Annotated in this window: 24 protein-coding genes and 1 pseudogene; 6 read left to right on the top strand and 19 right to left on the bottom strand. The window is 59.0% G+C overall.

Features of this window, described 5'->3' with window-relative positions:
- Window positions 1–6: 6 nt before the first annotated feature.
- The 13 genes from glgB to DIC66_RS15585 all read right to left on the bottom strand — a co-directional run bounded on the left by glgB (window position 7) and on the right by DIC66_RS15585 (window position 12872).
- Window positions 7–2205 (bottom strand): 1,4-alpha-glucan branching protein GlgB, encoded by a 2199-nt coding sequence (gene glgB / locus DIC66_RS15650; RefSeq protein WP_117178883.1) that lies wholly within the window; start codon window positions 2203–2205, stop codon window positions 7–9.
- A 116-nt stretch (window positions 2206–2321) separates the two neighbouring features.
- Entirely contained in the window at window positions 2322–2906 is a 585-nt protein-coding gene (ruvC, locus tag DIC66_RS15645) for a crossover junction endodeoxyribonuclease RuvC (protein WP_117178881.1), read from the bottom strand.
- A 19-nt stretch (window positions 2907–2925) separates the two neighbouring features.
- Window positions 2926–3159, bottom strand: coding sequence for a ribbon-helix-helix protein, CopG family (locus tag DIC66_RS15640; RefSeq protein WP_117178879.1), 234 nt, complete (start codon window positions 3157–3159; stop codon window positions 2926–2928).
- A 123-nt stretch (window positions 3160–3282) separates the two neighbouring features.
- Window positions 3283–4272 (bottom strand): phosphatidate cytidylyltransferase, encoded by a 990-nt coding sequence (locus tag DIC66_RS15630; RefSeq protein ID WP_117178877.1) that lies wholly within the window; start codon window positions 4270–4272, stop codon window positions 3283–3285.
- Between the two features lie 17 nt (window positions 4273–4289).
- Window positions 4290–4901, bottom strand: a complete 612-nt coding sequence (locus tag DIC66_RS15625) for a lysophospholipid acyltransferase family protein (protein WP_117178875.1) — start codon at window positions 4899–4901, stop codon at window positions 4290–4292.
- Window positions 4902–5018: 117 nt separating this feature from the next.
- On the bottom strand, window positions 5019–5717 hold the full coding sequence (locus DIC66_RS15620) for a phosphatase PAP2 family protein (protein WP_117178873.1): 699 nt from the start codon (window positions 5715–5717) through the stop codon (window positions 5019–5021).
- Between the two features lie 20 nt (window positions 5718–5737).
- The gene (locus tag DIC66_RS15615; protein ID WP_117178871.1) at window positions 5738–6439 is read right to left on the bottom strand and encodes a VOC family protein; all 702 of its coding nucleotides are present in this window, start codon (window positions 6437–6439) and stop codon (window positions 5738–5740) included.
- A gap of 79 nt (window positions 6440–6518) precedes the next feature.
- Window positions 6519–7718, bottom strand: coding sequence for a DUF4382 domain-containing protein (locus DIC66_RS15610; RefSeq protein WP_117178869.1), 1200 nt, complete (start codon window positions 7716–7718; stop codon window positions 6519–6521).
- Window positions 7715–8560, bottom strand: coding sequence for a DUF6502 family protein (locus DIC66_RS15605; RefSeq protein ID WP_117178868.1), 846 nt, complete (start codon window positions 8558–8560; stop codon window positions 7715–7717). Before DIC66_RS15605 ends, DIC66_RS15610 begins: the two co-directional genes overlap by 4 nt.
- 80 nt (window positions 8561–8640) lie before the next feature.
- Entirely contained in the window at window positions 8641–9357 is a 717-nt protein-coding gene (mtgA, locus tag DIC66_RS15600) for a monofunctional biosynthetic peptidoglycan transglycosylase (RefSeq protein ID WP_117178866.1), read from the bottom strand.
- Complete coding sequence (locus tag DIC66_RS15595) at window positions 9354–10214, bottom strand: energy transducer TonB (protein ID WP_199534764.1); 861 nt, start codon at window positions 10212–10214, stop codon at window positions 9354–9356. The genes mtgA and DIC66_RS15595 overlap by 4 nt, the downstream gene beginning before the upstream one ends.
- Window positions 10214–12283 carry a ribonuclease catalytic domain-containing protein gene (locus DIC66_RS15590; protein ID WP_117178864.1) on the bottom strand — a complete coding sequence of 690 codons (2070 nt, stop codon included), beginning with the start codon at window positions 12281–12283 and terminating at the stop codon, window positions 10214–10216. The genes DIC66_RS15595 and DIC66_RS15590 overlap by 1 nt, the downstream gene beginning before the upstream one ends.
- Complete coding sequence (locus tag DIC66_RS15585) at window positions 12267–12872, bottom strand: YqiA/YcfP family alpha/beta fold hydrolase (RefSeq protein ID WP_117179075.1); 606 nt, start codon at window positions 12870–12872, stop codon at window positions 12267–12269. Before DIC66_RS15585 ends, DIC66_RS15590 begins: the two co-directional genes overlap by 17 nt.
- A gap of 80 nt (window positions 12873–12952) precedes the next feature.
- Between DIC66_RS15585 and rodA the strand changes: the two genes are divergently transcribed.
- From rodA to DIC66_RS15555, 6 genes are all read left to right on the top strand, one after another.
- Window positions 12953–14107, top strand: a complete 1155-nt coding sequence (gene rodA / locus DIC66_RS15580; RefSeq protein WP_117178862.1) for a rod shape-determining protein RodA — start codon at window positions 12953–12955, stop codon at window positions 14105–14107.
- Window positions 14108–14168: 61 nt separating this feature from the next.
- The gene (gene tldD, locus DIC66_RS15575; protein WP_117178860.1) at window positions 14169–15629 is read left to right on the top strand and encodes a metalloprotease TldD; all 1461 of its coding nucleotides are present in this window, start codon (window positions 14169–14171) and stop codon (window positions 15627–15629) included.
- 12 nt (window positions 15630–15641) lie between these two features.
- Window positions 15642–16397 carry an AzlC family ABC transporter permease gene (locus DIC66_RS15570; protein ID WP_233505954.1) on the top strand — a complete coding sequence of 252 codons (756 nt, stop codon included), beginning with the start codon at window positions 15642–15644 and terminating at the stop codon, window positions 16395–16397.
- A complete protein-coding gene (locus DIC66_RS15565) occupies window positions 16394–16729 on the top strand; it encodes an AzlD domain-containing protein (RefSeq protein WP_117178856.1) in 336 nt (111 codons plus the stop codon). The genes DIC66_RS15570 and DIC66_RS15565 overlap by 4 nt, the downstream gene beginning before the upstream one ends.
- 233 nt (window positions 16730–16962) lie before the next feature.
- Window positions 16963–18060, top strand: a complete 1098-nt coding sequence (locus DIC66_RS15560) for a 3-deoxy-7-phosphoheptulonate synthase (protein WP_117178854.1) — start codon at window positions 16963–16965, stop codon at window positions 18058–18060.
- 80 nt (window positions 18061–18140) lie between these two features.
- Window positions 18141–18449, top strand: a complete 309-nt coding sequence (locus DIC66_RS15555; protein WP_117178852.1) for a hypothetical protein — start codon at window positions 18141–18143, stop codon at window positions 18447–18449.
- An 18-nt stretch (window positions 18450–18467) separates the two neighbouring features.
- Here DIC66_RS15555 and mpl read toward each other — a convergent pair whose 3' ends face one another.
- The 6 genes and pseudogenes from mpl to DIC66_RS15530 all read right to left on the bottom strand — a co-directional run.
- A complete protein-coding gene (gene mpl / locus DIC66_RS15550) occupies window positions 18468–19946 on the bottom strand; it encodes a UDP-N-acetylmuramate:L-alanyl-gamma-D-glutamyl-meso-diaminopimelate ligase (RefSeq protein WP_117178850.1) in 1479 nt (492 codons plus the stop codon).
- Between the two features lie 120 nt (window positions 19947–20066).
- A pseudogene (locus tag DIC66_RS15545) lies at window positions 20067–20246 on the bottom strand (type I restriction enzyme endonuclease domain-containing protein); the annotation flags it as partial.
- Window positions 20247–20248: 2 nt separating this feature from the next.
- Window positions 20249–21277 carry a sensor histidine kinase gene (locus tag DIC66_RS15540; RefSeq protein ID WP_158558920.1) on the bottom strand — a complete coding sequence of 343 codons (1029 nt, stop codon included), beginning with the start codon at window positions 21275–21277 and terminating at the stop codon, window positions 20249–20251.
- A 35-nt stretch (window positions 21278–21312) separates the two neighbouring features.
- A complete protein-coding gene (locus DIC66_RS22955) occupies window positions 21313–21915 on the bottom strand; it encodes a hypothetical protein (protein ID WP_147321332.1) in 603 nt (200 codons plus the stop codon).
- Between the two features lie 178 nt (window positions 21916–22093).
- On the bottom strand, window positions 22094–25222 hold the full coding sequence (locus DIC66_RS15535) for a type I restriction endonuclease subunit R (RefSeq protein ID WP_117178844.1): 3129 nt from the start codon (window positions 25220–25222) through the stop codon (window positions 22094–22096).
- 18 nt (window positions 25223–25240) lie between these two features.
- The coding region (locus tag DIC66_RS15530) for a restriction endonuclease subunit S (RefSeq protein ID WP_199534763.1) at window positions 25241–25954 on the bottom strand (714 nt) is incomplete at its 5' end.

Below are 25954 nucleotides of genomic sequence, written 5' to 3'. Positions count from 1 at the left end.
AGCACCTCAGTCGGAAAGTTTTACCAATATCACCGTGGCCAAGGGGGGCAGGGTGAGCACTACCGAGTTGGGTTTGTGGTGGGCGGTAACAGCCTCGCTGGTCAGCGTGCCGTTGGCAAGGCCACTGCCGCCGTAGATGCCAAGGTCGGAGTTGATGACCTCGGCCCACTGCCCGGCTTGCGGCAGACCCAGCCGGAAGCCGTGGCGCGGCACCGGTGTGAAGTTGCAGACCACCACGGCGCAGCTACCGTCCTCACCCCAGCGGGTAAAGGCCACGATGCTTTGCGCCGCGTCGCTGTGCGAGATCCATTCAAAGCCGCCGGGCTTCACGTCCTGCTGGTGCAGAGCCGGGTAGGCCTGGTAGACGCGGTTGAGGTCACGCACCAGGCGTTGCACACCCTGGTGGGCGCTTTGCCCCTCCAGGTGCCAGGGCAGGCTGCCCGCATCGGCCCATTCGGTGGGTTGGGCCAGCTCGCAACCCATGAACAGCAGCTTCTTGCCTGGGTAGCCCCACATATAGCCGTAGAGCGCGCGCAAATTGGCAAAGCGCTGCCAGGGGTCGCCCGGCATTTTGTCCAGCATGGACTTCTTGCCGTGCACCACCTCGTCGTGCGAGAGCGGCAGCACAAAGTTTTCGCTGAAGGCATACATCAGCCCGAAGGTGAGCTGGTTCTGGTGGTGCTTGCGGTAGACCGGGTCCATGGCCGCGTACTGCAGGGTGTCATGCATCCAGCCCATGTTCCACTTGTAGTGAAAGCCCAGGCCCCCGCTTTGCAAGTCCGCGCTGGGCGGGCGGCTGACACCGGGAAACGACGTGGACTCCTCGGCCAGGGTGATGGCGCCGGGGCGCTCGGTGCCCACAATGAAGTTCATGCGGCGCAAAAATTCAATGGCTTCCAGGTTCTCGCGCCCGCCATAGCGGTTGGGGATCCACTGGCCTTCCTGGCGGCTGTAGTCGCGGTACAGCATGGAGGCCACGGCGTCCACACGCAGGCCATCAATGCCAAAGCGCTCCAGCCAGTACAGCGCATTGCCTACCAGGAAGTTGCGCACTTCGGTGCGGCCGAAGTTGTAGATCAGCGTGTTCCAGTCCTGGTGAAAGCCTTCCTTGGGGTCGGCGTATTCATACAGGTGGGTGCCGTCAAACTCGGCCAGGCCGTGGGCGTCGCTGGGGAAGTGGGCGGGCACCCAGTCCAGGATCACACCCAGACCGGCATCGTGTGCGGCGTCCACAAAGTCGCGGAATTCTTCCGGCGTGCCAAAGCGCGCCGTGGGCGAGAACAGGCCCAGCGGCTGGTAGCCCCAGGAGCCGTCAAACGGGTGCTCGCTGATGGGCAGCAACTCCAGATGGGTAAAGCCCATTTCTTTCGCATAAGGCACGAGACTCTGCGCCAGCTCGCGGTAGTTCAGCCAGCGCCAGCCGTCCGCCTTGCGCCAGGAGCCCAGGTGCACCTCGTAAATGCTCATGGGTTGCTCGAACGCATTGGCGGCCAGGCGCTCGGGCCGCATGGGGCGCCGCGGCATCAACGGATAGACCACGCTGGCCGTGTCCGGGCGCATTTGCGACTGGAAGGCGTAGGGGTCGGCCTTCAGCGCAATGGTGCCCTTGGCGCCCAGGATCTCGAACTTGTAGATGTCGCCCTGGGCCAGGCCAGGAATGAAGATTTCCCACACGCCGCATTCGCGACGCAGGCGCATGGGGTGGCGCCGCCCGTCCCACTGGTTGAAGCTGCCCACCACCGAGACGCGCCGCGCGTTGGGCGCCCAGACTGCAAAACTCACACCCTCCACACCCAGCAGCGTTGTGAGGTGGGCGCCCAGGCACTCAAAGGGGCGCTGGTGCGAGCCTTCGCCCAAGAGCCAGACATCCATCTCCTGCAGCACAAACGGGAAGCGGTAGGCGTCTTCGAGCACCTGGCTGTGCGGCGTGGTGCGCTCGGGGGCCGGGGCCCATTCGATCTGCAGCTGGTACTCAAAGCGCTCGGTGGCACCCGGCAGCTTGCCGCTGAAAACAGCGCTGTCATCCAGAGGCAGCAGAGTGCCACGCGCAATGCCAGTGTGACGGTCCAGCACGGTGACGCTGCTCGCGCCGGGCAACACCGCGTTGACCCAGATGGCGCCTGCGTTTTCGTGCATGCCCAGGACACTGAATGCATCACCGTGGTCGGCCCGCATGAGGGCGGAAATATCGTTTGCGGTCAGCATGTTCTTCTTATCCAGTGGGGGTCAGTGCAGTATCTTCGTGCAATTCACGTGCCACCCATAGGCTATACCCTTAATGTGACCGTGCAAGCGAAAAACGGATGCGGTACGTAACTTTATTAGCGGCTGCGCCCGGCCCGGTACGAGGCCTTCTGGCTCACCTTGGGTGCGCCCTTGGCGCCAATGTTCACGCCGTGGCCCAAACCGTCGGCCGCAGCCAGCCGCGCCATGGCCTTGCCCGCATGGGCGTGGGTGATGGCCAGGCCCAGGGCGTCGGCCGCATCGGTGCCGGGCAGGCCGCTCAAGGCCAGCAGGCGTTTGACCATTTCCTGGATCTGCGACTTCTGCGCCCGCCCGTGACCGGCCACGGCCTGCTTCATCTGCAGCGCCGTGTACTCCGCCACCGCCAGGTTGTTGGTCACCAGGGCCGTGATCAGCGCGCCGCGCGCCTGGCCCAGCAGCAGGGTGGACTGCGGGTTGACGTTCACGAAGACGATTTCCACCGCCGCGCAATCCGGCTGGTAGCGCTGCACCACCTCGGCAATGCCGTCAAACAGCACTTTCAGGCGCGCCGGCAGGGCGTGGGTGTCCAGGTGCTGGGTGCTGATGGTGCCGCTGGCCACATAGCGCAGCTGCCCACCCTCTTCATCCACCACGCCGAAACCGGTGGTGCGCAGGCCGGGGTCAATACCGAGTATTCGCATGGGTGGTGATATTTTGGCCTTAGCGTGCAGGCGCTTTGCGATCTTCTGCGTCCAGCCTGTCCAAAACGGACAGTGCCTTGTTTACATCCCCCGTGGCGGCCAGAGCGCGGAAGTGATTTTCTGTGTCCCAGGCGGACAGTGCATGGGCGCTCAACTGCTCCACCAATTTATTCATGCTTAAACCCCGGCTTTGTGCCAACGATTTCAGCCGTTGGGCTGTGTCGTCGGGCAGACGTATGGTCAATGTGCTCATTCCCACTCCTCCAAACATTGCGCGGGTGTGAGTACCCGCAGGTTTCCTAAACGCAAATCGCCGCCACGCAGGTCGCGCAAATTGTGGGTAAGGATAGCCTGCGCCCCGCCCGCCAGTGCGGCGTTACAAGTCAAAGTACCAGCGCGCCGAGTGAAAAAACACCGGGGCGGCAAAGCACAGGGCGTCCACCCGGTCCAGCAGGCCACCTGCGCCGGTGACGGCGCGGCCCTGGGCGCCCCAGCTGGGGATGCCGCGGTCGCGCTTGAGCGCCTTCATGACGAAATGGCCCAGTGAGCCGGCCAGGCAGGCAATAAACGAAAAAGCAAAGGCGGTTCCCGGCACCCAGGGTGTGATGCCGGCCAGGGCTGCGCCAAACACGCTGGCGCACAACATGCCGATCAGCCAGCTGGCCCAGTCGAAGCTGCTGCTGATGGCCGGTGCCACCGGTTTTCTTTTCAGCCAGCGCCCCAGCAGGTGCTGGGTGACCATGCACACCTGCACCACCAGCACCAGAAAGAACACCATGAAGGCGTTGCGGTGGTCGTAGCCGGGGAAGTGCAGCATCAGGAGGGCTGGGACATGGCTCATGCCGTAAATGCAGACCATGATGCCCCACTGCAGCTTGGCGTTGCGCTCCAGAAAGTGCTGCGGGTCATTGCCCAGCGCGCTGACCACGGGCAGGGCCAGGAACACAAACACCGGGATGAACACCGCAAACATGTCGAAGTGTTCGGCATAGACCAGCCAGTACTGCAGCGGCAGCACCCCAAAGAAGGCCAGCACCAGGCTGCGGTGGTCGCTGCGGCGCGTGGGTGAAAGCGTAAGAAACTCGCGCAGCGCAAAAAAGGACAGCAGGCCAAACAGGGTGAGGGCCACCCGGTTGCCCACCATCCAGCCCAGCCAGAACACCAGCACCATGAGCCAGCTGCTGCGCAGGATGCCATTGATGCTTTGCAGGTTGGCGCGGCGGCGCTGGGCCTGCTCTTCGTCAGCAAACTCCTTGATGGAAAAAGCAAAGGCGGTCACGCTGGCCAGCAGCAACAGGCCGAACACCAGCACAAAGAGCGCGCCAATCTGCTGGGTGGGGGAGAGGTTCTTCAGATAGAAATACATGGACAGTACGCAGGGGCCTAAACCTCGCGCAGGGCGATGACAGCGCTTCGGGCGCGTTCCAAAAAGGGCTTGCAGGCTTCGCCCGGTTGCACCTGAACCGGCGCACCAAAGGTCACCGAGCACAACACCGGCACCGGCACTACCTCGCCCTTGGGCAGCACGTGCTGCACGTTGTTGATCCAGGCCGGAACCAGCACCGCCTGCGGGAACTTTTGCGCCAGGTTGTAGAGGCCGGCCTTGAAGGCCTGCGGCTCGCCTGTATGGCCGCGCGTGCCCTCGGGAAAGAGGATGATGGAGTCGCCTTTGGCCAGGGCGTCCAGCAGCGGCTCCAGCGGGTCTTCGTCGGCCGTGCGCTCGCGTGACACATAAATTACGTTGAACACCGCGCTGGTCAGCCACTGCTTGAAGGGGGTCTTGGTCCAGTAGTCACGTGCGGCAATGGCGCGCGTGCTGTGGCGCAGCTCTTGGGGCAGGGCCGCCCAGATCATCACCAGGTCGGCATGGCTCTGGTGGTTGGCAAAGTAAATGCGCTGCTCGGCCTTGGGTGGGCAGCCAACCCAACGGGCTTGCGCGCCGGTCAGTACACGAATCAGCCCCAGCAAAAACAACGACATCAACTTGGCCAGCATGGCTGCAATGATACAGAGGGGTGTCTGGGAATGACTGCCGCAAATGGAAATCTGGAACACTGCATCAACCGGTTCAATGCAGTGCTGGGTGGCCGCTGCACGGTCGGGTACGGTCCGTCAGGCATGCAGGAGTGTCAGCAACAAGTGCAGACCTTGCCGCAAATCATCAAACATGTGCATCATTTGCGAAATCAAAAAGACAAAGCCTGTGTAGAAGACCGCTGGCCGCGAGGTTTCCATCTCCAGCAGAAAGTGGGTCCAGCGGCTATTGATTGCCAGGCGCATGGTAATGCCCACAGCCATTGTTCCCACCAGTGCGCCTGCGAGCAGGTCGCTTGGAAAATGCAGAGACAGATAGGCTCTTGGAAGGCAGATGAACACAAAGGCGTGGAACAGTGCCCACAGGCCCCAACGCCGACTCAGGAAGAACAGGACCGTCACCAAGGCAAACGACAAGGCAGCGTGGTCGCTGGGCAATGAGCTCCATCCATCGAGCGTATAGCGGGGCATGGACGCGGGAAGCTGAAGACCCCATTCCGGGGAGTGCAGCGGGCGCACTCTGAAGGGAAGAATTTTCGAAAGCACTCGTGCTAGCGCCATCGCAACAAAACAACCCGTCAGACCGGCCAGAATAATGTGCCTGTTGGTTGCGTTGTCCTTTGGCCGCATGAACCAGAAGCCGCAGAGTACCAGCAGCATGGGCGTCATTTTGAACAGGTGTGCATTGGACAGGTAGATGATCCAATCATCCAAGGGTCTGGACACACCCACAAGCCGATTGAGCGCCTGCAGCGTATATAAATCAAATGCGTGCATGACGCCTCCCCGCGTTTTTTTCAGATTCCCAGGCTCTGCAGGCTGACCATGCCCTTAGGTGTGCGCAATTCCACGGTGATGTTGGCCGCACCTGTTTGTAGCGCAATGCCTTCCAGGCCAATGGCGGCATAGGCCGCCTGCAACTTGTCGGCCGAGGGGTGGTTGATGGCCACGCTTTGCAGCGACACGCCTGATCGCGGCAGGCTGTTGCGCGGGTGCAGGCGCATGGGATCGGCGTCGTCGGCCTTGCCCCATTGGATGAGCGTGGGCATGGCGCCGTTGAAGAGGCGCTGGCCGTCGTCGCGCACCGTGATTTGCCAGTGCAGCACGCCCTTGCGCGCGTGGCGTTTGGCGTGCACGGCAGGCCCCGGGTCCACGCCCTGGCCTTTGAGGGCGATGCGGGCCGCATGCAGATCGCTGGTGTTGGCCACCAGGTGGATCAGGCGGGGTTCTGTTGTCACAGCGGCCTGCACAGCCGGGTCGTCCATGTCAAACCAGCGCTTGCCCTGGGCTGGCCCCTTGGCCTGGGGGTCAATGGCGATGATTTCCAGGTAGGCAAAGGGGTTGGTGGGCGTGGCGATTTTGAACAGCCGGTTGTGCGTGCCGTATTGGGCATGCTCACCACCAGGGGCCGGGGTGATGCCCAGGGTGGCTTCGCACCACTGCACCCCTTGCTCCAGGGTTTTTGCCAGCACTACCACATGATCAAGTTGAGTTTTCATGGCTGGACCATACCACCGGGTGCGGGCCCGGGCGGCGATGCACGGGCATCGCCGCTGGCGTTTGGGCTGCTGTCAGTGGTTAGGGAAAGGTGAACGCCACCGGCGACACGATTGCGTTGGCGTTAATGGGCACGGGCTGGATGCTGGTGCCCGATGTGGCTTCGAGCGTGTACTTGCCACTCACGCTTGCGCTGCTGTCTGCAGCAAAGTTGAGCGAGGCCGGCAGTGCCACATAGGGGGCCACGACCGGTGCCTCGATCGGCAGGGAAAGACTGAAGCTGGCTGGCGCAGGCAGTACGGTCGGTACCTCCACAAGGCCCCAGGCCACTTCCACGGTGGGTCCGCCCGTCAGGGTTTGCAGCGCCCGCACCGTGGCAGTGGACGGATCCAGCGTGCCGGTGATGGCTCTCTGGGTTGCCAAGGGGGGGGTGATGGGTGTACCCAATGTGTTCACGGTGGTGATGGCGGTGGCTGTGACGGGCACGTCGGTGACCACGCCGGTGACGTGACCGGGCGCGGTAACCACCAGCGCGTAGTTGCCCACGGGCACGGGGTAGAGCACAAAGCGGCCGTTGAGGTCCGGGACGGTGGCCTTCACCGGTACGCCATTGAGCTGCAGCGACACCGTGGTCGTGGGCAGGGCCACTGCGCCCTGCACATAGCCTTGCACCTTCATGCCGGCGCTCGACACCACGGGAATGACCGTGACAACGGGCTTGAGGTTGTACTGGCCGGAATTGCCGCGTTTGACGATCGACTTGCAGGCGTCAAAGTCAATCGCAAAATCGGCCACCTGATCGGCCGCAATGTCCATGTTCACGTTGAGCTTGAGGCCACTTTGCTGGGCGCTGGGGGTGCTCAGTGCCACTTCGGTGCCACCGGTAGGCTTGATGGAATTGGCCAAGGGGTTGGCACCGGGGCCGGTATTGGGGGCGAGTACCAGCCGCATCTGGGTGTACTTGCCAGTGGGCAGCGTTGTTTGCCCCAGCTCTGAAAGCACACCGTTGGTCAGGGTCAGGAGGTCGATGCGTTTGGCCGGATTCAGCACCACCTCGGACCAGGTGTTATCGCCATCCACCGCCGTGTCACTCTTGTTGACACGGATGCGTTCTACCGTGAGGTAGACGTTGTCATAGCCGCAAGCCGGCGCGTCCGTCAGCGACAGGTGCATGGCGCCGGAGGCGCTCGCGCCGGTGCCGCTCATGCCGCCTCCGCCGCAAGCGAACAGGCCCAAGGCAGCGCTGGCAACGGCCAGTGCGGTTTTCCAATGGAATGTCATTTTGCTTTTCCTTCATGTCGGGTTGAATCGAGGCTTTCCTCGAAGTAATAAATGCCCATACCCACGCGTGCGCGCGCTGCATGGGGTGTCTTGTCCGGGTTGGCCACGTCGTGCTCGGCAAGCCAGCGGTCCAGCTTTTCCAGCAGGGCCTGGGCTTGTGTTGCGCTGAGGGCGCGAAAGGCGGGCAGCGCTGCCATGGGCATGCTGTGGTACATGACCTTGCGCTGGAACCTGGGAGGCTGGCCCACCTGGCTCAGGTTGTGGTCAATCGTGTCTATCAGGTAGGCCACGTCCGCGCCCAGGATGCCCACTTTTTCCGCGGCCCCTTTTTGAGGAACATAGGCGCGCGTCTGCAGCTCCACCCGGCCGTCCAGGCGCTGGTAGACGGCATCCACGCGAAGCAGCTCGTCCAGCACCGCGCGGGTGGGCATGTCGCCACTGTGGCGCTTGACCAGCGTGTCAAAGCTGCGTTCGCCTTGAGTTTCGAGGGCGCGGGGGGCGCCATGGGCGTCATGAAAATCGGCGTCTCGCACCCAGGCGCTCAGCACGCGTGCGGCCCGGTTGTGGCGGGCATCCAGCTCGGCATCAGAGGGCAGGGGCTCCTCCACCAGCCGCTGCACTTCCTTGCGCGTCAGGCCCGAAAGAATGGAGACGCGGGAAATGGAGGACTTTTTGCCGTCCAGCCCAAAGCCGTGCAGCGCGACATCCACATACGCACGCTTGGCAATTTCTTCAAAGGTCCTGAACGATATGCCCTGGCGCAGCAGCAGGCGAAACAAGGGGCGCAGCAAGCGCGCAACTGCATGGCTGACGCTGGGCTTCAATGGTTCGGGAATTTCCATGTTTGGGATAATATTCCCAAATCGACCCAAATCCTGTAAGCGGAGGTAACTGTCCCTTCAAACCAACGCTGGGCAGCCTGTCAGGGCAACCGGGCGTCGCCAATGCGCGCGGCTATCACCCCGGCGCGGCCACTCAGGTAGGCCGAGTTGGGCGTCTTCTCGAAGTACTTGGGGCGCGGCAGCATCACCACCAGGCGTGCCGCCTCGTAGGCGCTGAGTTTGGCTGCGGGCTTGTGGAAGTAATGCTGGGCCGCAGCCTCGGCACCGAACACGCCCTCGCCCCATTCCACGCTGTTGAGGTAGATCTCCAGAATGCGTTGCTTGCCCAGCAGCAGCTCCAGGGCAAAGGTCAGCACAAATTCCTGGCCTTTGCGCAGCAGGGTGCGCTCGCCCGACAGAAACAGGTTCTTGGCCAGTTGCTGGGTGATGGTGGAGCCGCCCACCACCTTGGGCGGTTTGGTGGTGCCCTTCTGTTCGGCACGCGCCTCGGCCTTGCTGTTCTTGGCCCAGGCCTTTTCCAGCGCGTCCCAGTCCACGCCGTCATGGCTGCTGAAGCCATCGTCCTCGGACGCTATGACGGCACGCTTGAGGTTGTCAGATATCTGGGCATACGGCACCCATTCCTGGGCCCACGGCAAGCGGCCCTTGTCGGTGGTGATGCGCCAGGCCTCCGAGCGCTGGAAGGCGGTGGACTGCGGGCTGAGCACGGCCATCAGCGCGATACGGCCTATGAAATAGAGCTGCAGACACAGCAGCGCCAGGGCGCACAGGGCCAGCCAACGCCATAGGGCCTTCATGGTGCGGCGCTGACCCGGGCTTGCAGGGTCTCGTCGCGCGTAAAGCGAAAGCGTGACACCACCAGAATCTGGTCGGCCTGTTTGCGCATGGCCGGGGTAAAGGCCCCAAAGGGACCTGCGGTGCGGGCAATGGCCGCTGCGCGCCGGTCCAGCACGGGGTTGCCCGAGCTGGCTACCACCTCGGTGCCCAGCACACGGCCGTCGAAGTTGACAGTGACGATCATGGTCAGGTCGCCATACAGCTTCTTGCCATTGGCCGCGGGAAAGTTTTCGGTGCCACGGTCTTCAATCGTGTGGCGCAGGCTGTCGTAATAGGCGGCATAAACCTCTTCGCGGGTGGACGGGCTGATGTAGCGCTTCTTGGGGCGCGAGTTCTCGCTGTTGATGCGCCGCTCGATTTCGGCCAGCAACTTGGCCAGTTGCTGGCGCTTTTCCTCGCTCTGGTTTTGCTCGGTCTGTTTGCTGAGTTCCTTGGGGTTGGGCGGGGGCAGGGCGGCCAATTGCTGGCGCACGGTGGACAGCATCACGCTTTGCTGCTCCTGCAGGCTTTGCAGCTTGCGGGCGCTGATCATTTCCAGCGTGTCGCCGTTGTCGGTGAATTCGGAAGGGGGCAGTGGGCTGGTGGCACGTCCTGCCTCGGCATCTCCGCCCCCGGCCAGAGAGGCCTGGGCGATTGCCCGGGCGTTCTCCGCCTTTTCGTTGGTGCGGGCGTTGACCAGAATGACTTCCAACGGCGTGTCCTGGAACACGCGGTTGAAGGATTCCGGATCCACAAAGCGCACTGAAAGCAGCACACCATGCACCGCAATGGATGCACCCAGGGCTAGCTGCAGTGTGCTGTATTTTGTGAAGATCACTAGGCCGGATTATCGTTGGAACCTTCCGGACTTTCGCTCACATCCACCGCAATGGCAATCGGGCCGGCCACTTCTTCGTCGTCCTCAGCCTCCTCGATCTCCTGCGCTTGTGCGCTCTCAGTCAGGGGTGCATCCAGCCGCTCGATCACCGTGCCATGCACATCCAGGGTGATCAGGTCCACTTCGCCCAAGCGCACCCGCACCTTGGCCGCACGCGGCAGGCCTTGCGCTCCCATCACCGGCAGCACCAGCGGGATTTCGTCAGCACGCACCAGGTTTTCCTTGAACAGGCTGGCCACCAGCTCGGTGACGTTGTTTTGCTGCAGGTAGCGCAGTGTCCAGAAACGCTCCATGGCGCCCTGGTAGCCGTTGTAGGCGCTGTAGGCGGTGTCAAACGACGAGATGATGGAGAACAGGTCCGCATCCTTGGGCTTGAAGGGCGCCACCAGCGCAGCCGTTTTGCCGTGGCGCGCGCAGGCGATGATTTGCCACTGGTTCACCAGATCGGTGTAGCGGCGTAGCGGCGAGGTGCTCCAGGCGTAGCTTTTCACACCAATACCGGCATGCGGCAGGGCGCGCGTGCCCATGCGCACCTTAACGCCCGGTGCCAGGGACGCCTGGCTGCGGTAAATACCGGGCACGCCCAGCTCGGCCATCCAGTTGCCCCAGGTGCTGTTGGCCAGAATCATGGCCTCGGCCACGATCAGGTCCAGTGGCGCGCCGCGCATGCGGGTGCTGATTTCCACCACCTCGTCGCCGGTGGGCTCGGTGCCGGCCAGGGCCGGGTCGGCGCGGCGCAGGCGGAAGTTGTAGTCCGGGCGGTTGAAGGTCTCGGGCTTGCCGCGCACCACTTCGCGTTTGGCCTTGAGGTCACGCGCCAGGCGGTGCAAAAAGGCCAGCTGGGTGCGCAAGCCCGTCAGTGCCTCGGGCTCGTTGGCGTGGTTGAAGGCCGGGTCTTGCAGCCAGGGCTCGGTGACCACGGCATCGAGCTGGTCGTGGCGCAGGTTGTGGGCAATGGGCACCAGCTCCAGTTTGGTTTCGCTGTTGGTGATCTCCAGCGTGGCCTCGTCCAGGGTGACGTAGAGCGACACGGCCGGGCAATCGCGCCCGGCCTGCAGGGTGTAGGTCTGCACCACTGCGTCGGGCAGCATGGTGACCTTGTAGCCCGGCATGTAGACGGTGGACAGGCGCGCACGCCCCAGCACATCCACCGGGCTGCCCGGCAGCACGGCCAGGCCGGGTGCGGCGATGTGGATGCCCACGGTGACCGTGCCGCTGCCCAGGCCCTGAACGGACAGGGCATCGTCGATTTCGGTGGTCTGCGAGTCGTCGATGGAAAAGGCCTGCGCTTCTGCCAGGGGCAACTCGTCGGCAATCGGCGGCGCGGTGACGGCGGGAAAGCCCGTGCCCTTGGGGAAGTTCTCCAGCAGAAAACGCTTCCAGTGGAACAGGTAGGGCGAGTGGATGGCGCCGGCCTTTTGCAGCAGTTCCAGCGGCGCGGTGTGCGTAGCGCGCGAGGCCTCGACCACGGCCTTGTACTCGGGCGCGTTCTTGTCGGGCTTGAACAGGATTTTGTAGAGCTGTTCCTTGATGGCCTCGGGGCACGTGCCTTCGCCGAGGTCCTTGGCCCACTGGGTGATCTGCTCGGCCATCAGGCGCTTCTTCTCGATGGCGGCCAGGGCTTGGGCAATGATGTCGGCCGGGGCGCGCTTGAAGCGCCCTTTTCCTGCGCGGCGGAAGTAGTGGGGTGCTTCGAACAGCTTGTAGAGCATGCCGGCTTGCTGCTCCTGCGTGGCGTTGGCCGAGAAATAGTCGCGCGCCAGGTCGGCAAAGCCGAACTCTTCTTCGGGTGCGAACTCCCAGGCCATCTCCAACTCAATGGAAGCGGCACTGGTCTGCGCCGCCTCCACAAAGGCCTGGGGGGCGGGCTTCTCGAACTTGATCAGCATGTTGCTGCTCTTGACCTTGACGCGCTTGCCACTGTCCAACTCCACCTGTGCAGAGGACTCGGCCTCCGACAGCACCCGACCGGCCATGAATTTTCCGGCTTCTTCAAACAATAGATACATGCGGAGATTGTCCCAGATGGGCCATCACGGCCGGCAGGTGTGTTGCAAAGTTGCTCAGGGCGTGGTCGCCGCCTTCGAGCAGCAGAACGTGGCATGCGGCGTAGTGGGCTTGCATCTCGCGCCAGTCCAGCACCTCGTCACCCTGGGCGATGATGCAGAAATAGTGCTCTGGTGCGCACAAGGCGCCGCAGGCCAGGTCTTGCAACTCCTGCACATAGTGGGGCTGGAAGAAGAATTCCTCCTCGGGTGCATGCCACTGGGTTTGTGCGCCTATGTATTTCTCCAGGTCGCGCGCCGGGTAGACGGCGGGGTTGAGCAGTACGGCCCGGCAGCCGCGTTGCTCGGCCACCCAGGTGGCGTAATAGCCGCCCAGCGAGGAGCCCACCACGGCCATGGTGTCCGACGGCCAGTGGGCCGTGGCGGCACGCACCATCTCCATGGCCTCGCGGGGCGAAGGGGGCAACTGCGGGCACAGCCAGACCACGTCCGGGTGGTGCGCCGCCATGTGGGCCGCCATCAACCGCGCCTTGGCCGATTGGGGCGAGGAGCGAAAGCCGTGCAGGTAGAGCAGGTGGGTCAGTGAAGTCATGCTTGTCATGGCCACAGCATAGGGGGGCTGGAGCAGGAATGCGGCTTGGCGGGATAATTGGGCGGATAACTTCTTTTGATATGTCCTCTCCCTTTTCACAACCGTCACTGCGCCAGCGCATTGCACCCTGGTTTGCCGGCTTTGACGGCCCGCTGGCTTTTGCCGTTTTTCTGCTGGCCTGTGCGGGCATGCTGACCATGTATTCCTCCGGCTGGGACCACGGTACCCGCTTCGAGGACCATGCCCGCAACATGCTGATTGCCGCGGGCATCATGTTCGTGGTGGCGCAGATTCCACCCCAGCGCCTGATGGCCCTGGCCGTGCCGCTGTACACCCTGGGTGTGGCCCTGCTGATCGCAGTGGCCATTTTTGGCGTGACCAAGAAAGGCGCCCGGCGCTGGCTCAATGTGGGCGTGACCATACAGCCCAGCGAGGTACTCAAGATCGCCATGCCGCTGATGCTGGCCTGGTGGTTCCAGAAGCGCGAAGGCCAGTTGCGCCCGCTGGACTTTGGCGTGGCCGCCGTGCTGCTGGCGGTGCCGGTGGCGCTGATCATCAAGCAACCCGATTTGGGCACGGCTCTCCTGGTGCTGGCGGCCGGCATGTCGGTGATCTTTTTTGCCGGCATGAGTTGGAAGCTGATCGTGCCGCCCGTAGTCCTGGGACTGATTGGAATCGTGTTGATTGTTTCCTTCGAGCCCACCTTGTGCGCTGACGGCATGCGCTGGCCGGTGTTGCACGACTACCAGCAGCAGCGCATCTGCACCCTGCTGGACCCCACGCGCGACCCGCTGGGCAAGGGCTTTCACATCATCCAGGGCATGATTGCCATTGGCTCGGGCGGCGTGTTTGGCCTGGGCTTCATGCAGGGCACGCAAACGCATCTGGAGTTCATCCCGGAGCGCACCACCGACTTCATCTTTGCTGCCTTCTCGGAAGAATTCGGGTTGATCGGCAATCTGTGTCTGATCGGCGCCTTCATCTTCCTGATCCTGCGTGGCCTGGCCATTGCACTGGACGCGCCCACCCTGTTCGCGCGTCTGCTGGCCGGGGCTGTGACCATGATTTTCTTTACCTACGCGTTTGTGAATATGGGCATGGTGAGTGGGATCTTGCCGGTGGTAGGGGTGCCGTTGCCGTTTATCAGTTATGGCGGCACTGCTATGGTGACGTTGGGACTGGCCTTGGGGATATTGATGTCGATTTCCAATTCGAAGCGGTTGGTGCAATCCTAGTTCTCTGGGGTCTAAGAAAGCCGGGCCCCCGGCATTCGGTGGTCATGCCTAAAATGGGCCCATGATCTCTCGCGAACCCACCATCGAACGCCTGGCCACCGCCAAGTCCCTCCTGCTCACACCGTTTGGACTGGATGAAACCCATCTGGCCCGGGCCCTGAATGAAATCAAGGCGCACAAGGTGGACGAGGCCGATCTGTACTTCCAATACACCCGCTCCGAAGGCTGGAGCCTGGAAGAAGGCATTGTCAAAACCGGCTCCTTCAGCATCGACCAGGGCGTGGGCGTGCGGGCGGTGAGCGGCGAGAAGACGGCGTTTGCCTACTCCGACGACATTTCTGAGGCCTCGCTGCTGGACGCCGCGCGCACCGTGCGCACCATCTCCAGCGCGGCCCAATCGGCCCGTGTGAAGACGGCCTCGCAAAAAATTGCCAAGGCCCGTAGCCTCTACACCGCCGTGGACCCCATCTCCACGCTGGACAGCCAGTCCAAGGTGGATCTGCTGGGCCGGGTGGAGCGCATGGCGCGCGCCAAGGACCCGCGCGTGGCGCAGGTCATGGCCGGGCTGGCTGCTGAATACGATGTGGTGCTGGTGGCCCGTGCCGACGGCACCTTGGCCGCCGATGTGCGCCCGCTGGTGCGCCTGTCGGTGACGGTGATTGCCGAGCAAAAGGGTCGCCGCGAGGTGGGCTCGGGTGGTGGCGGCGGCCGCTTTGGCCTGGCCTATTTCAGCGATGCGCAGATCCAGGAATATGTGGACCATGCCGTGCACGCGGCCCTGACCAATCTGGAGGCGCGCCCCGCGCCTGCCGGTGAAATGACGGTGGTGCTGGGCTCGGGCTGGCCCGGCATCCTGCTGCACGAAGCCATTGGCCACGGCCTGGAGGGCGACTTCAACCGCAAGGGGTCGAGCGCCTTCAGTGGCCGCATCGGCCAACGCGTGGCGGCCAAGGGGGTCACGGTGCTGGATGACGGCACGATTGCCGACCGCCGCGGCTCGCTCAATGTGGACGACGAGGGCAATGCCAGCCAGCGCAATGTGCTGATCGAGGACGGTATCCTCAAAGGCTATATCCAGGACAGCATGAACGCGCGCCTGATGGGCGTGCCGCCCACCGGCAATGGCCGCCGCGAAAGCTATGCCCACATCCCCATGCCGCGCATGACCAACACCTATATGCTCGGCGGCGACAAGGCGCCTGAAGAAATCGTCAAGAGCATCAAGAAGGGCCTGTACGCCACCAACTTTGGCGGTGGCCAGGTGGACATCACCTCGGGCAAGTTTGTGTTCTCCGCGTCCGAAGCCTATTGGGTGGAAAACGGCAAGATTCTTTATCCCGTCAAGGGCGCCACCATCGTGGGCAGTGGCCCGGAGTGCCTCAAGCGCGTCAGCATGATTGGCAACGACATGAAGCTCGACACCGGTGTGGGCACCTGCGGCAAGGAAGGCCAGAGCGTGCCGGTGGGTGTGGGCCAGCCTACCCTGCGCATCGACGGCCTTACCGTGGGCGGCACGGCTTAAGGACTTGGCGGCTTGCGCTCCTTCCATTGGCGTGCGACTGGGCGCCTGAACTGGCGACCTTTTGCGGCCGGTGCGCGTGACACCTTTCCCATGCTGGTGGGGGCTGCGCCCTTTGGCGTGATTTTTGGCACCCTGGCCATAGCCAGCGGCCTGCCGGTCTGGCTTGCCCTTGGCATGTCGCTGCTGGTGTTTGGTGGCTCTTCCCAATTTGTGGCGGTCAGCCTGCTGGGCAGTGGCACTGCCGTGCCTGTGATCTGGCTCACCACCTTTGTGGTCAACCTGCGCCATGCGCTCTACAGCGCCACCTTGCTGCCCTACGCCCGCGCATTGCCGGCCCGCTGGCGCTGGGCCCTGGCCTTCTGGCTCACCGACGAGACCTTTGCCGTGGTGGAAAACCAGCTGCGCCACCATGTGGATGTGCGCGATGGCGCCTGGTACTGGCTGGGCTCGTCGCTGGCCATGTACTTCAACTGGCAGTTCTGGACCCTCGTGGGTGTGCTGCTGGGCCAAAGTGTGCCGGTGCTGGCAACCCTGGGCCTGGACTTTGCCATGGTGGCCACCTTTGCCGCCATCGTGGCCCTGCAACTGCATGCACGCCCTGTGCTGTTTGCCGCCCTGGTGGCCGGTGCCGTGGCGCTGTTGGCGCGCGGACTGCCCTACAAGATGGGCCTGATGCTGGCGGCCGTTGCCGGAGTGGCCGCTGGTGTCTGTGCCGAGCTTTGGGCCGAACGGGTGGCGCCCAGGGCAGAGCGCGAGGATCGGCCATGAACGACGGTCTGCAACTCACCTGGGGCCTGGCCCTGCTGGGCATGGTGGTGGTGACCTACGGCATACGCCTGAGCTTTCTGGTGTTTGGCCACGGCGTGCGCTTCCCCGTCTGGCTGGAGCGTGCATTGCGCTATGTGCCCGCGGCTGTGCTGACGGCCTTGATCGTGCCCATGGCGCTTGCGCCGCAAGGGCCTATTGACGTGTCGCTGCACAACGCCTATCTGCCGGGCACGCTTGCCGCGGTGGCCTTGGCCCTGTGGACGCGCCAGACCCTGGCGGCCATTCTGGGGGGCTTTGTGGTCTATGGCTTATGGCGCTGGTTGCTGGTGTGAGTGGGGTTTGTGGTTGTTGTTGGGGCATTGCGACTTGCAAAGGCCGCGTCAGAAAGCTGTGCTACATTGCAAGCCATGCATTCAGCCACTTTTTTCTTTAGCTACTTTTGGTTCTCAAACGCCTGCGGCGGTCGAGAGATCTGAACGTACCTGTAAAAAGTACCGAATCTTTCAAAAAACCGCCGGCACCACCGGCGGTTTTTTTATGTGCTCTTCAACCCAGGAACCCAGCCATGACGACCCCAGTTCACACCAGCGCCGACCGCACCGGCATCACCGACGACGAACGCATCAAGGACATCACCGTGTTGCCACCTCCCGAGCATCTGGTCCGCTTCTTCCCGATCCAGGGTACGGCCGTCGAAAAGCTGATTTCCGACACCCGCCACACCATCCACAAGATCATGGCCAAAAAGGATGACCGCCTCCTGGTCATCATCGGACCCTGCTCCATCCACGATCCCGCTGCCGCGCTGGAATACGCCCGCCGCCTGCAGGCGCAGCGCGTGAAATATGCCGACACGCTGGAAATCGTGATGCGCGTGTACTTCGAGAAGCCCCGTACCACCGTGGGCTGGAAGGGCCTGATCAATGACCCCTACCTGGACGAGAGCTTCCGCATCGACGAAGGCCTGCGCATTGCGCGCCAGTTGCTCATCGAGATCAACCGCCTGGGCCTGCCTGCGGGCAGCGAATTCCTGGATGTGATCTCGCCCCAGTACCTGGGCGACCTGATCTCCTGGGGTGCCATTGGCGCGCGTACTACCGAGAGCCAGGTGCACCGCGAGCTGGCCTCCGGCCTGTCGGCACCCATCGGTTTCAAGAACGGCACCGATGGCAACATCAAAATCGCGACCGACGCCATCCAGGCCGCGGCCGGTGGTCACCACTTCCTGTCGGTGCACAAGAACGGCCAGGTGGCGATTGTGCAAACCAAGGGCAACAAAGACTGCCACGTGATTCTGCGCGGCGGCAAGGCGCCCAATTACGATGCAGCCAGTGTGGCGGTAGCTTGTGCCGAGCTGGAAAAGTCCAAACTGTCAGCGACCCTGATGGTGGATTGCAGCCACGCCAACAGCAGCAAGCAGCATGAGAAGCAGCTCGAAGTGGCGCGTGACATCGCAGCGCAGATCACCGCGGGTTCCACCAGCGTGTTCGGCGTGATGGTGGAAAGCCATTTGCTGGGCGGCGCGCAGAAGTTCACACCCGGCAAGGACGATGCGGCCAAGCTGGAATACGGCAAGAGCATTACCGACGCCTGCCTGAGCTGGGACGATTCGCTGGCGTCGCTGGAAGTGCTGTCCCAAGCGGTTAAAGCCCGCCGGGCATGAACCAATGCCCTGCGCTGTGTCAGCGTAGCGCAGGGCAGATTGCGGTAACCTCTTCCTGTCTCTTTGATACAGGAAGCACTATGCGCAGCGAAGTCAATGTCACGGTGGAGGGCCAGGCCTTTTCCTTCAGTCTGGAGGGCCGGGAGGTTCTGGCCAATGAAGTTGCACGCAACTGGCTGGATGCGCAGTTTGTGGAACTGGAGTGCGAGCCCATTCGCGCCTCCGGCAAGCTGCTGCTTGCCGACAAGGTGGTGGCTATTGCCCGCGAAGCCGGCGCCCGGCGTTTTGCCGACGCGGCGTGGGGCACAGCCTTTGCCGCAGCCGCCAGCGCGGCCCTGGGCAAAAAAACGGTGCTGGTGGACGCCGACGCGCTCAGCGTGACTTACTGAGGCGCCGGCCCCACGGGCTCAGGCCGCTTGCAGGGCAAGTGCGAGCTTCTGGTGAATGCCACCAAAGCCGCCGTTGCTCATGCACAGGATGTGGTCGCCGGGCTGGACCTGAGCCAGCACCTGGGCGATCACACCTTCCACACTGTCCGCCACGTGGGCGCGCTCGCCCATGGATGCAAGCGCAGCAGCGGCATCCCAGCCCAGCCCGCCGCTGTGGCAAAAGGCCAGGTCGGCCTCTTCCAGGCTCCAGGGCAACTGGGCCTTCATCGCACCGAGTTTCATGGTGTTGCTGCGTGGCTCAAACACGGCCAGGATGCGCGCCTGCCCCACGCTGCGGCGCAGCCCGTTGACCGTGGTGCGAATGGCGGTTGGATGGTGGGCGAAGTCGTCGTAAATGGTGACCGGTGTGGAGCTGGCCGTGCCAGGCAAGGCGATCTGTGCCCGCACTTCCATGCGGCGTTTCACGTTCTCGAAGCTTGCCAGGGCCTGGGCTGCCTGGGCCGGGGACACGCCCACATGGTCGGCCGCTGCGATGGCGGCCAGGGCGTTGAGTTGGTTGTGCACGCCGCTCAAGCCCCAGCGCACATGGGCTACTGGCTTGCCTTGCAGCAGCACCTCAAAATCATGCGGCTCACCCACCGCACTGAAGTCACTGACGGCGGCGCCAAAGCTGCGCGTCTCACTCCAGCAGCCCTGGTGCAGCACGCGCGCCAGGCTTTCTTCCAGGCCATTGACCACCACCCGCCCGGTGCCAGGCACGGTACGCAGCAGATGGTGAAACTGGCGCTCAATGGCGGCAAGGTCGTCGAAGATGTCGGCGTGGTCGAACTCCAGGTTGTTCAGCACCGCGGTGCGCGGCCGGTAGTGCACGAACTTGCTGCGCTTGTCGAAGAAGGCGGTGTCGTATTCATCGGCTTCAATCACGAAGACGGGCGTCGAGGCTGGTTGTTTCGCTGGATCCGCGCCAGCAGCGGCCGCAACTTCGGGTGGAAGCGAGCCGGGCAGTGCAGGGCGTGTGGGCGCTCCCAGCCGGGCCGACACGCCAAAGTTCAAGGGCACGCCGCCCACCAAAAAGCCAGGCTCCAGGCCCGCGCTATGCAATATCCAGCTCAGCATGGCCGTGGTAGTGGTCTTGCCGTGGGTGCCGGCCACCGCCAGCACATGGCGGCCCTGCAGCACGTGCTCGGAGAGCCACTGCGGGCCACTGGTGTAAGGGGCGCCGGCGTCCAGAATGGCTTCCATCAGCGGGAATTTGGCTGTGCCATCGGCCAGACGGGCGCGGCTGACCACGTTGCCCACCACGAACATGTCGGGCTTGAGTGCCAACTGCTCAACGCCGAAGCCCTCGATCAGGTCAATGCCCAGGGCGCGCAACTGGTCGCTCATGGGGGGATAGACACCCGCATCACAGCCGGTGACGCGGTGTCCGGCTTCGCGGGCCAGGGCAGCCAGACCGCCCATGAAAGTGCCACAGATACCCAGAATATGAATGTGCATTACCCGATTGTGCGCCATTCGGTAGCAGTCGCCCATTGAACCAAAACGCGTAAGTTGTTGATTCAATTAAACCTTTGAAGATCGACCATACTCGTGGACGGCCCTTCAATGAACATCGTATTAGCCATCCGACCACTCTTCACCAAGTGCATGCGCCTGCTGTAATACCAACTCAACCGCCGACTCCTCCATATTTTGCGGATATTTGTACTTCCGAAGGATTCTTCTCACCATCAGCCTGAGCTTGGCTCTCACACTTTCGCGCTCCGAGCAGTCCACAGACAGATTCTTTTGGAGGCTTGCTAAACAAAATCACTTAATCTATTGTTACGCCTAGGTTGTGCTGGTAGTTCAATAACTATTTCATTGATTTCAAAATCGATGCCAAAGTCATTTTCGCGCGTGGAGTGATCAGATTTTAAATTTACAGATCCTCCATTAATCTGAATGATGGTCCTGATTATTCCCATCCCAATCCCATTTCCTGCCTTGCCTATCTTTGTTGGAATAGAACCAGAAAATCCTTCTTCATATATTCTATTAATTTCAGTCTCCAATATACGAACACTTTTCATTCGAAATACTATGGCAACACCCACCGAGTTTGTATCGAATTTAATATCAAACGTACTACTCGGTTTTGTGTATTTGGCTGCATTATCGATTAAATGATATAGCGCAACATGGATTGATTCGTAGTCAAAGTATGCTTTGGCATCGCTTCGGTCAATTTTTATATCTACGTTTTTGTCAGTAAAGTCTGAAAAAAATAAATATAAAACATTTAGCAAAACTTTATGAACAACATGTTGAGACGGGTGCATCTCAGGATGTGGATTGAAAAGCTTCTTAAAAACTGAAAATTCCGCCTTCATCGCGGCGTTATTTTTGGCAATCCTAAGCAATACATTTGCAGCATCAATCGGATGTTCAATAACAGTCTGTTTTACATACTCGACGTGACCTTTTATTTTGCCAGATATTTCTTCTTGAGGAATAAGTGAATAAACCTCTTGAATGTTATGTGCATTTAATGAGGTTAGATTATGAATGAGCCTGGCTGTGTTTTTGTTTGTAATTGATCGTTGCAAATCAATAACATTTTGTGTATAAGCCAAAGAATTCAATATGCATCGCGCTGTGTTCTTGAATTTCTGCGAACTACAAACAAAGTCCTTTTCGTTCGAAATGGCAATTATTGTTCCTAGTTGGTTTGACATTTTTCCAATACGATACTTCCCACTTACTGAAAGAGTGGATTCACTTGCTAAACCGCTCAGAATGGATTGATCTGCATCCAATAACGTGGTGGCAACACATGCGTCATCCAAATTTCGAAGCTCATATCTCATGATAAATAAACGTGTTAATAATTAACTTCCAGCGAGAGTTCCTCTACAAGTTTTTGAAATTCATATGGATCTGCATTTTTTGCCAAAAATGAGTCAGCGCGTCTTAGTGCTTCATGGAATCGATCGCCTTTTGTTTCAGTTGAGTAAATGACAATCTTTTTTTCTGGATACTTATTCTTGATTGCCATTGATAGTCCTAAGCCCTCGCTATCAAACCCCATCGCCACACCGACACCTTGCACGTCAATGAATAAAATATGGGCATCGACAATTACTGGATCGTCAAGACTTTTTACATCTTTTATAATCGAAGTATTCAACCATCCGCTGGTAGCTAAAATTTTTACCACTTTGAATTTCGTGTCGTCATCAACAAACACTATCTTTGTTGCGGCTTTGCGCTCAGGGAGTGATGGAGGGGTTGCTCTTCTTTTCTCAGTACTTTTCCCATCTAATAAGGAGCTTGATTGCAATACAACAGATTGATTTACTGTCTGTGCAGTTTGAGGCGCAGCACTTGGTGAAAGTTTATTTTTTATAAAACCACCAATGACAGTTAAAACAAGAACACCTATACCACTAAATACCCAATCTTTATTTGCAATCAACCAATCCATATTATCTCCATAAAAGTCGAAAAATTAATATTTTGTTTTGTTGAACATTGCCAATTTATCAAGTAGCAATTTATATAATTGTATCTCAGTTACATCGATGCTAGCTGAATGCCCGAAAGTTAATTTATGCGCCGGACCAGCGAGCACGACAATCTCAAGGATTTGATGGGGCGGCTGTTCAAATCTTAACAACGCTCCCTTGGATAATGAATTCCTGAAGGAGCTTTGCAGTTCTGATGTTGACCTTGAATAAAGGTAGTTGCTTTCCTTCCAAACCTTCAAAGTAAGCCTTAGCCATTTGCTGATCAACCGTCGCTTTCAGATCGTCGAAGCGGCCAAAGTCATTTAGATTGGCTTGTGTCACATGGGTGTTCATGATGGCAACGAGTTTTGCTCTATCGACACCCAGAAGAGCCACTAGAGTGTCGATTTCATGATTCTTAGCCTTGGCCTGATAGTCGGCGAGGTAGTCGCGGAATGTACGGTTGGCGTCAATCTGCACGTCGCCACGTTGAATGTCATGGAGGAATATTTCGGCGATTTTTTGCTCTTCTTGGGAAAGCGATGAAAACGTCCGGTGCAACTCGGCCAACGTGGTTTCCTTGGCCTGTTCATTGTCGTTTTTCAGGACTTTGAGATATTTGTCAAAGCGCGAGTTCATGTAGTCGGCATCTATCTTCCCGGTGTCAATCTCGGTGATGTGACTATCAATGTCGAAAGGGATCGCCTCGCCACCGCCACCACCTGCTGCGCCAAGCTCTTTATATCTCTGAAGGAGGGTGAGATATTGAATGTGAGAAATAGTAAGTTCCACCTTTTGGTTCGGCTCAACGAATTCATAGATTGCTTGATCCCAAGTGAAACCTTGAATCTTAGCTGCTTCTAATATTTTGTTGAATTCTTGGAATGTTTTGGCAAAGGCAGCTCGCTCGGTGAGGTCATCCGGTAGCTTCATGAAATCATCAATGCCCGCTGACGCGAAGATGGCACTTATTTCGCCAAAGCTGACATTCATGCGTTCCAAGTTGTGGGGCAAGCGATCTGCAAAAAGGCCGATTGATTTGTCACCGGAATACAGCTTCACGGCAGCGGCGACGTCTCTCTCCATTGTGTGCGGCTTGCGGTAGTAGCGGATGGTGCCAAACGGCTTGTCCGGTCCAAAGAGACGGTTTGTACGAGAAAACGCCTGAATGATGTTTTCATACTCCAGCAGCTTATCTAGGTAGAGCGTGTTTACCCATTTCGAGTCGAATCCGGTGAGCATTTGGTTCACAACAATCAGCAAATCAAGCCTCTTTTCTGGCTGGTTCTCAATACGAATGTATTGAGCTTTGTGAGCCAGACGTGCAGAAAGGTCTTTCTTGAAATTGGCATGACTGCCAAGATCAAATTTTTGGCCGTAGGTTTGGTTGTAGTCTTCCAGAATCTCAACGAGGCCATTGCTTTTGAAAGCGGAATCGCCACCACCGTCGTCATCACTGATATTGGGGTCAAAGAGTGCTGTGATTTTCAGATGCGGACATTGAGCCTTCATCAGACGGTAGTAAATGATGGCTTCCGTGACGCTGCTAGTGGCAAAGATGGCGTGGAACTTATTGCCTTGGCTCAGAGTAACCCAATTGTCTGCAATATCTTGAACCACGGCGTTTTGGTGCATTTCAATGCTGTATTGGGTGCTGGGCAGATAGTCCTCAATGCCTGCTTGGTAAACACCAGCACTATCCAAGTGTCCCGCCATTGGTACGTCATATATGTAGCGATTGAAAACTTTCTTCTTTTGTGGATCGGCGAATGCTTCCTGTGGCGTGGCAGCTTTTGCTTTCACCAATGCGACTGCTTCTCGTAAATCTCGGTCCCGATATGTCAGCACTTGGTAAGGATCAAAGCCAAGTACGTTTTTATCGCGTATGCCATCGGCGATGCTGTAGCGGTGAAGCTCATCGCCAAATACGTCAGTTGTTGTGTTGTCCTTGCGGACGTTCTCCTTGTGGATGGGAGTGCCGCTGAATCCAAAGAAGACCGCACCTGGAAAACTCTTCTTGATGGCAATAAGCATGTCGCCGAAGGTGGAGCGATGACATTCATCAATGATGAAAACGATGCGCTTGGCACGCATGGTTTCCAGATCGTGGGCTTTGAGCCCGTCCTCTTCATCCTTGAGTTTGCTCATCTTCTGGATTGAGCTAACGATGAGGGTATCGGCGGGATCTGTGCTCTTGAGTTTCTTGATGAGTACGCTGCTGTATTCCGTGGCCTGCACCTGATTACCGTCACCGGCGAAATTGCGGTAAGCATCCAAGGTCTGCGTGCCCAGCTCAATGCGGTCAAGCAGAAAAACCACTTTATCCGCGTCCTTGGAGTTGGCGATGAGTTGTGCGGACTTGAAACTGGTCATGGTTTTACCCGAACCAGTGGTGTGCCAAATGTAGCCACCAAGGCGGTTTGGGTTCTTCCAATCGGTCTTGGCCACCTTGTCGGAAATGGCGTGGGCGGCGTAATACTGGTAGCTGCGCATCACCTTCAGCACCCCGTCTGACTCATCTGCTACCGTGTAAAAGCCGATGAGCTGGTGCGCCATCGGTATGGAAAGCAAGTGCTTGGTGAAGCTCTTCCAATCGTTAATGGGCTCGTTGTTAAAGTCCGCCCAGTGAAATGCGTAGTCTTTATTGAACTTCCCGTCCGGTCCTGGATTGGCGAAGTAAAGCGCCTCCGCGGGCTCCATCGCCACGAAGATCTGGATGAGCGAAAAAATGCCAGTAAAAATGCCTTCACGAGAATATTTTTGGATCTGGTTGTACGCTTGACTCACCGCAACACCGCTTTTTTTCAGCTCGATGTGAATAACAGGCATGCCATTGATGAGCAGCAGAAGGTCACCGCGCCTGTCATTGAGAAGCGCCGACCCACGGGCATAGCGGGGTTGCTGCACGATCTGGTAACGGCTCTGGCCCGCAGCAATCTCGTGGCGGTCGTAAATTTTCAGGCTCACTTCCTTGCCAAAGTGCAACGCGTCCGCTGGGTTGTCGCGGGTGATGGCAACGGTTTTACCGTTGATAAAGCCATTGAGCTTAAGCGGCGTGCGTAGCGCAGTGATCTGTTCCATGATCTGCTGCATCTCGCTGTCAGTCAGCGGCACTTCATTGAGCCTATCCTTGCCGCAATTGTTCTCAAAAAGGATTCGCTTCCAATTCGCCAACAAGTCTGCTTCGCTCGGGTTCTTGATAACTTCCGCATCGCCCCAATCACTCTGACGCAGATCGTGGATCACGGCGTTTTCAAATTCAGATTCTTTGGAAAAAGTGGTCATGGATTGTCCGTAAAGCGTTTAGACAAACATCTTTTCCAAGCAGGCAGATTTAATCTGTTTAAGCTTTTGAAGCTGGGTGGCGTTCTTTGAAATGATTTCGTCAAGTGATCTGAAATAGCGACCGATTTTTATTTGTTCTTTGGAATTCGGAATGGTAATGACTATCTTCATCACTTTTGTTTTCGAAATATTGTAGCGAGAAATTCCTTGTGCCAAAATGCATACTTTCTCTCGAAACCCGCTTGATCGGAAAACATAGGCCAAAAATTCGCTATGTAAACTAGGTATCGGTCGGAAACCAAAGCAGAAACTATTCAGATAGACATTTTTCGTGTCCTCTAACCAAACAGACGACATTCCCACTTCGTTTGGCGTCTCGGACGAGATCGTGAATAGAACATCGCCCCTTTTGACTTCATTCTGATTTTTATCAACGCCGATCATCCCCGTCATGTTCAAATTTGATATTGCGTTACCGAACACTCCCATGTAAGTGACATAGCGGCCATCACCGCTTCCGAAATCGTCTTTATTCTTCCCAAAAAGACCTCCGTATGGTTGTCCAATTTCCGCTACTTCTAATGATTCCCAAGGGTCAGTGAATCTGTTGGCGCCGATTGAATCTTGACCACCTGTGCCGATCGAATTTTGACCAGGGGCTTTTGCTGACAGCATGACTGCCAACTGTGGATAACTATAGTCTCTTGCTGGTTTTGCTGACTCCTTTTGAAT

Source organism: Rhodoferax lacus (assembly GCF_003415675.1).
GTDB lineage: Bacteria > Pseudomonadota > Gammaproteobacteria > Burkholderiales > Burkholderiaceae_C > Allorhodoferax > Allorhodoferax lacus.
Note: the sequence above shows the minus strand (reverse complement) of the source record. Positions and strands in the feature narration are given on the sequence as shown.

Coding starts and splice junctions, on each gene's coding strand:
- glgB (WP_117178883.1), bottom strand. CDS start 2,205: ATGCTGACCGCAAACGATATTTCCGCCCTCATGCGGGCCGACCACGGT.
- ruvC (WP_117178881.1), bottom strand. CDS start 2,906: ATGCGAATACTCGGTATTGACCCCGGCCTGCGCACCACCGGTTTCGGC.
- DIC66_RS15640 (WP_117178879.1), bottom strand. CDS start 3,159: ATGAGCACATTGACCATACGTCTGCCCGACGACACAGCCCAACGGCTG.
- DIC66_RS15630 (WP_117178877.1), bottom strand. CDS start 4,272: ATGTATTTCTATCTGAAGAACCTCTCCCCCACCCAGCAGATTGGCGCG.
- DIC66_RS15625 (WP_117178875.1), bottom strand. CDS start 4,901: ATGCTGGCCAAGTTGATGTCGTTGTTTTTGCTGGGGCTGATTCGTGTA.
- DIC66_RS15620 (WP_117178873.1), bottom strand. CDS start 5,717: ATGCACGCATTTGATTTATATACGCTGCAGGCGCTCAATCGGCTTGTG.
- DIC66_RS15615 (WP_117178871.1), bottom strand. CDS start 6,439: ATGAAAACTCAACTTGATCATGTGGTAGTGCTGGCAAAAACCCTGGAG.
- DIC66_RS15610 (WP_117178869.1), bottom strand. CDS start 7,718: ATGACATTCCATTGGAAAACCGCACTGGCCGTTGCCAGCGCTGCCTTG.
- DIC66_RS15605 (WP_117178868.1), bottom strand. CDS start 8,560: ATGGAAATTCCCGAACCATTGAAGCCCAGCGTCAGCCATGCAGTTGCG.
- mtgA (WP_117178866.1), bottom strand. CDS start 9,357: ATGAAGGCCCTATGGCGTTGGCTGGCCCTGTGCGCCCTGGCGCTGCTG.
- DIC66_RS15590 (WP_117178864.1), bottom strand. CDS start 12,283: ATGTATCTATTGTTTGAAGAAGCCGGAAAATTCATGGCCGGTCGGGTG.
- DIC66_RS15585 (WP_117179075.1), bottom strand. CDS start 12,872: ATGACTTCACTGACCCACCTGCTCTACCTGCACGGCTTTCGCTCCTCG.
- rodA (WP_117178862.1), top strand. CDS start 12,953: ATGTCCTCTCCCTTTTCACAACCGTCACTGCGCCAGCGCATTGCACCC.
- tldD (WP_117178860.1), top strand. CDS start 14,169: ATGATCTCTCGCGAACCCACCATCGAACGCCTGGCCACCGCCAAGTCC.
- DIC66_RS15565 (WP_117178856.1), top strand. CDS start 16,394: ATGAACGACGGTCTGCAACTCACCTGGGGCCTGGCCCTGCTGGGCATG.
- DIC66_RS15560 (WP_117178854.1), top strand. CDS start 16,963: ATGACGACCCCAGTTCACACCAGCGCCGACCGCACCGGCATCACCGAC.
- DIC66_RS15555 (WP_117178852.1), top strand. CDS start 18,141: ATGCGCAGCGAAGTCAATGTCACGGTGGAGGGCCAGGCCTTTTCCTTC.
- mpl (WP_117178850.1), bottom strand. CDS start 19,946: ATGCACATTCATATTCTGGGTATCTGTGGCACTTTCATGGGCGGTCTG.
- DIC66_RS22955 (WP_147321332.1), bottom strand. CDS start 21,915: ATGGATTGGTTGATTGCAAATAAAGATTGGGTATTTAGTGGTATAGGT.
- DIC66_RS15535 (WP_117178844.1), bottom strand. CDS start 25,222: ATGACCACTTTTTCCAAAGAATCTGAATTTGAAAACGCCGTGATCCAC.